Annotated in this window: 2 protein-coding genes and 1 pseudogene; 1 reads left to right on the top strand and 2 read right to left on the bottom strand. The window is 60.1% G+C overall.

The window, feature by feature from the left end; genetic code table 11:
• Positions 1-1004 (top strand): alpha/beta fold hydrolase (locus H5U08_RS15540; protein ID WP_297035075.1); only part of this gene is annotated, 1004 nt, incomplete at its 5' end.
• A gap of 376 nt (positions 1005-1380) precedes the next feature.
• Here H5U08_RS15540 and H5U08_RS15545 read toward each other — a convergent pair.
• Together H5U08_RS15545 and H5U08_RS15550 are read right to left on the bottom strand one after the other, a co-directional pair.
• Entirely contained in the window at positions 1381-2052 is a 672-nt protein-coding gene (locus H5U08_RS15545; RefSeq protein ID WP_297035078.1) for a LysM peptidoglycan-binding domain-containing protein, read from the bottom strand.
• A 257-nt stretch (positions 2053-2309) separates the two neighbouring features.
• A pseudogene (locus H5U08_RS15550) lies at positions 2310-2525 on the bottom strand (hypothetical protein); the annotation flags it as partial.

Below are 2525 nucleotides of genomic sequence, written 5' to 3' on the forward strand. Positions count from 1 at the left end.
TCGTCACGTGCGGACTGAACACGTGCGCAACCGCGCAGATTCGGCCGCAGGGGCCCGCGGTGAATCAACCTCCCCGACCGGTGCAACAACCTGCCCCGCCGGGCCAACCGGTTCCCCCGACACCGGCACCCAGGCCGCCCGCTCCTCCAAGCACGTCGCAGCGGCTGCCTGCCCCGGTGGAGGTCAGTGGGACGGATCTTCTGACCAAGGACGGGGTGCAACTGCAGGCCACCTATTATCCCAGCAATAAAGGCAAGGATGCCGCCGTCGTTATGCTGATCCACGGTTGGAAGGGAAGTCGAAGGGATTTCGATCGGCTGGCGCCGTTTCTCCAGCAACAGGGTTATGCGGTGTTTGTACCCGATCTGCGGGGTCATGGGGGGAGCACCCAGCGGCTTCTGCCGACACCGACCACGATCACGGTGGATAAGATGCCGCCGGTCGAAGTCGCCCGCATGGTGGATATGGACCTGGAAACCTGCAAGCGATTCTTGCTTCAGAAAAACAATGCGGGGGAACTTAACATCGAAAAGCTCTGTCTTTTAGGGCTGGACGTAGGGGCGACCGTGGCCCTGGATTGGGCACGCCTCGATTGGAGCTGGCCGGTGTACCCCGGACTCAAACAGGGCCAGGATGTGAAAGCCCTCATTCTCATTTCTCCGAAGTGGTCGGTGCCTGGTCTCAATGTCCAGGCCGCCATGTCCCATCCCGCTGTGACCAAGGCCCTTTCGATTTTCTTGATTGTGGGGAAGGATTCCAGCAAAGATTTGGCAGATGCCCAGCGGATGTACAACATTTTTTCTCGATTTCACCCGATGCCGAAAGACGAGAACCCGGAACTGCGGGACCTTTACTTTGCAAAACTTCCAAGCTCGGCTCAGGGGAAGGATCTTTTACTCCGCTTTGAACAGCCGCTCTTTCAATCAATTGCCTACTTTATCGAGCACCGGGTAGCCAAACAGCCGTTCCCGTGGCAGGACCGCTCACGGCGGAAAGAAGATTGATCCGACCGCCGAAACCAAGGACCATGATCGTCCGGAACGAGAGCGGAGGCACTTCCCATATTTCTGTGCCGGGGGAGAGCGGACGTCCCCGGGGGGGCGACGGAGCGAGATTCAGCCCGGAGGGACCTGTTTGTCACGTCCGTTTCTCATCGGCAGGGCAAACTTGCCTTTCACCGGGCACGACAAGCGTGCCCCTCCGAAAAATGTCGGAGGGACCCGCTTGTCGGGTCCGCTGTCCAATTTTCGATTATCCATTCCCCCTTGCCGGGCACGAGAAGCATGCCCCCCCGATCCGATGGTAGGGGCAATTCATGAATTGCCCGTACCCCTGTACACAGTGGCCCGGTTCCACCCGGGTCCCGTCGCTGAATCTGAACTAATCCGTACCCTGAGATTGGAGTGCCGGCAGAATGATCTCCGTGCCGATGGGGAGCAGGTCCGGGTCCGGGATTCTGGATCGGTTCGCTTCGAAGATGACCCGCCACTTGCCCGGATCGCCGTAGAATCGCCGGGCGAGCTCCGGGAGAGTGTCGCCGTCCTGGATACGGTAATGGGAGAGTATTTCCCCGCCGGTCTTGCGACCTTCTGACGCCTCGAGACGTTCACGCCCGCTTGCCGGTGATGATGAATCGTCGGGGGGAAGCGTGCGTTTCTCACGCCCGTCACCGGGGGTTTTCTCGGTCAGAAACGGGCGGCCGGTTCTGCTGCCTCCTTCCTGGCCGGAAAGGTGACCGGCAGGATACTGCTCGGGAATGGCCGGTGGCTTTTGACGGCCAAGCGACAGGAGAAGGTTGGTTTCTGGGGCCGCGATGATGTCTGGCGAGATGGACGTATCGGCATCGGAAGAAGGAAGCGTTTGGCTGGCTGGACTGAGGGGCGAAGTGGGCGGGGAGGGGAACGATGTCGAAGTTACAGACGCAGGAGCAGAACTGTTTAGTGGATCTGGCAGAGACGGAGCCCGCGGTGGGCGGGAAAGCAAACCCCACACAGCTCCCACCGAGAGCGCTGCAACGAGGACAAAAACAACGAGTCCGCGGTCCACTCCCATGTTGTTGTCAACGTCATGGCTGCTCTGGACCTCCGTGTCTGTTCCTCAACGTCCTGGTGCGGTGACAAAATGTCCGCTCGAGGGCGAGGGACTCCTGTTACCAGAAATCGACCGGGCGCCCGCCGTTTTGTGAGCCGCAAGCAGCGAAGGCGTTCTGTCGGCAAATTGGGTGCAATCAGAAATAAAAGTGCCCAGGGGGCATCTCTCCGCGAACCGCCTGGGCACAGGATGCTCAAACCTGGTGGACTGCCCCGATGCTACGAGACGTACTGAAGAGATCGAACCTGCGAGGCAGGCCCGGTCGGACGTGGCGACAGCCACAGGAGTACGGGGGAAGCGATGAATACCGAGCTGTAGGTTCCGGTGATCACGCCTACCAGCAAAGTGAAGCTGAAGGCGTGAATTCCCGCCCCGCCCCCAATGTACAGGACGACGATGACGAAGAGGGTGGTGAGCGAAGTGATGAGCGTTCG

It is taken from the genome of Thermogutta sp. (assembly GCF_014359955.1).
Classification (GTDB): domain Bacteria; phylum Planctomycetota; class Planctomycetia; order Pirellulales; family Thermoguttaceae; genus Thermogutta.